At 61.2% G+C, this 2,552-nt stretch carries 3 protein-coding genes; 2 read left to right on the top strand and 1 reads right to left on the bottom strand.

The window, feature by feature from the left end:
• Positions 1-905, bottom strand: a 905-nt coding sequence (locus ACXJ7R_RS29720) for a LysR family transcriptional regulator (RefSeq protein WP_457154937.1), incomplete at its 3' end; no start/stop codon positions are given.
• Between the two features lie 311 nt (positions 906-1,216).
• On the opposite strand from ACXJ7R_RS29720, the gene chvE reads away from it, so the two are divergent.
• Positions 1,217-2,287, top strand: a complete 1,071-nt coding sequence (gene chvE / locus ACXJ7R_RS29715) for a multiple monosaccharide ABC transporter substrate-binding protein (RefSeq protein WP_184877702.1) — start codon at positions 1,217-1,219, stop codon at positions 2,285-2,287.
• A gap of 121 nt (positions 2,288-2,408) precedes the next feature.
• Positions 2,409-2,552: ATP-binding cassette domain-containing protein (locus tag ACXJ7R_RS29710; RefSeq protein WP_457154938.1), on the top strand; the 144-nt coding region annotated here is incomplete at its 3' end.

The following is a 2,552-nucleotide window of genomic DNA, read 5'->3' as shown; positions in this document are numbered from 1 at the left end:
GGTCTGACCTCGATGTCGAATTCGGTCTGGACGACATCGATGGCGCCGGCCAGCCCATCGGGATTCTGGATGAATTTCGCCACCTGGACCGATACCGGCGCAATCGCATCGGAATGTGCGACCATGACCAGGGTCAAGAGCAGCGAGCTGGTGTTGAGGATACGGTCCGGCAAAGCGATGTTGCGGTTGAGGAAATTGCTCTCCATCGCCTGGCGCAAAGGCGACCCGCCCGACTGGAAAACCCAATCGTAGGCGGCGGTGTCCTCCAGCCGCACTGCCTCGCCCTTGGTGAGCGGATGGCCCCTGCGCACGATCAGGCAGGCCTTCTCGACGCCGATGACGCGCGACTCGAACAGCCGCGGATTGAGATCGTCAGGGATGCGCGCGATGATGAAATCATGGCGCGTGGCGATCAATTCGCGTGCCAGCACGTTGGAGGTCTCGACCTGCATGGTGATCTCGATGCGCGGATAGATACGGCGGATTTCGCGAATCGCCGGCACCGCCAGCTCGATTGCCGGTGCCGTCACAGCGCCGAGGAACACCGAGCCGCCTTTGCCCGCCTTAAGTTCGGAAATTTCGCGGTCGACCTCGCGCATTTCCAGGAGGATCGAGCGCGCGCGCCTGGATAATGCCTTGCCGAAAGGCGTCAAGGTGATGCCGCGCGGCAGCCTTTCGCACAGCTTGACCTCCAGCACGGCCTCCATTTCGCTGATCATGCGCGAAGCCGCCGGCTGAGAAATGTTCATAACTTGGGCTGCCGCGCTCACCCGGCCATGGTCGTCGAGCGCGACGATCATACGCATGTGGCGCAAGCTGAGGCCACTGCGCAGCAAGGTTTCGCCGTCGCCCGGCATCTCTCTGTAACCATTTGAAATCGCAGTCGGATTCCTTAGCGCCGCCATAGCCTCTCCTTGCTTCTGCGCGCAGGCGGCCAGCGGTCGTGCCAGCCGTCTCGCCTCGATAGCATATACCAATATTGATATAGCAATCATCAAAGATCGCATTTGACAGTTATGGCAAAGGATCACAACCTTCGCGCGTTCCGAGACGCGACGGTCGCAGACGAGAAAAATCGTATCGATTGAAATCAGCGCCTCGGGGCCATGGGAGGATACCGGAGATCGATATGACGGCAGCAGTGCCTTGGCGCTTCTGCACGATTGCGCGGCCCGCGACCCCCGGGGTGCCGCGTCCATCAACCAGGGAGAGTTAAGTGAAAATCATCAAGACGTTAGTCGCCGCCTTGGCGGTCAGCATCGCGGCCATGTCGGCCACCGCCTACGCAGCCGACAAAGGCCTCGTCGGCGTGCTGATGCCGACCAAGACCTCGCAGCGCTGGATCAACGACGGAGACGCCGTCAAGTCCCAGCTCGAGGCTCTGGGCTACACCGTCGACCTGCAATATGCGCAGGACGACATTCCAAACCAGCTCAGCCAGCTGGAAAATGAAATCACCAAGGGCCCGAAGGCGCTGATCATCGCCTCGATCGACGGCACCACCCTGTCGGACGCGCTGCAGAAGGCCGCTGACGCCGGCGTCGTCGTCGTCGCCTATGACCGCCTGATCAAAAAGACCGCCAACGTCGATTACTACACGACCTTCGACAATTTCGGCGTCGGCGTCATCCAGGCGAATTCGCTGGTCAAGGGCCTCAAGGAGCGTTTCCCGAACACCAAGCCGTGGAACGTCGAACTGTTCGGCGGCTCGCCCGACGACAACAACGCCTTTTTCTTCTACAATGGCGCGATTTCCGTCCTGCAGCCACTGATCGACGACGGCTCGATCAAGATCAAGTCCGGCCAGACCGGCATGGACAAGGTCGGCACGCTGCGCTGGCTGGCGGCCACCGCTCAGGCCCGCATGGACAATCTGCTTTCGGCCAACTACTCGGACGGCAGCCGCGTCGATGGCGTTCTGTCGCCCTATGACGGCCTGTCGCGTGGTATCACCGCATCGCTGCGCGCTGTCGGCTACGGCACGGACGCTCAGCCCTGGCCGATCGTGACCGGTCAGGACGCCGAGACCGCCTCGGTCAAGCTGATCATCTCGGGCGAGCAGTACTCGACCGTGTTCAAAGACACCCGCGAACTGGCCAAGTCGACCGTTGAGCTCGTCGACAAGGTGCTGTCGGGTGGCAAGCCGGATGCCCTCGACACCAAGACCTACAACAACGACGTCAAGGTCGTTCCCTCGATCCTCTTGACGCCACATGAAGTCGACAAGTCGAACTACCAGGCGCTGGTCGTCGACTCCGGCTACATCAAGGCCGACGAGCTGAAGTAATTCGGTTTCAAATCCAGGGGTCCTGCGCAACGCAGGGCCCCTTTTCGTTCACCAGCAGGCCCGGTATTGTTACCGACCTCGCCGGCAGTGTTTGCCGACCTCTCAGGGAGCGGTAGTCCCAATGGCCTCGACGATTTTGGAGATGCGCGACATCACCAAGACGTTCCCCGGCGTGAAGGCGCTGTCGAACGTCAACCTCAKCGTCGAGGAAGGCGAGATTCATGCCGTGGTCGGCGAGAACGGCGCCGGCAAGTCGACGCTGATG

Source organism: Mesorhizobium sp. P5_C1, from assembly GCF_054049815.1.
This window is presented reverse-complemented; position numbering and strand designations above follow the sequence as displayed.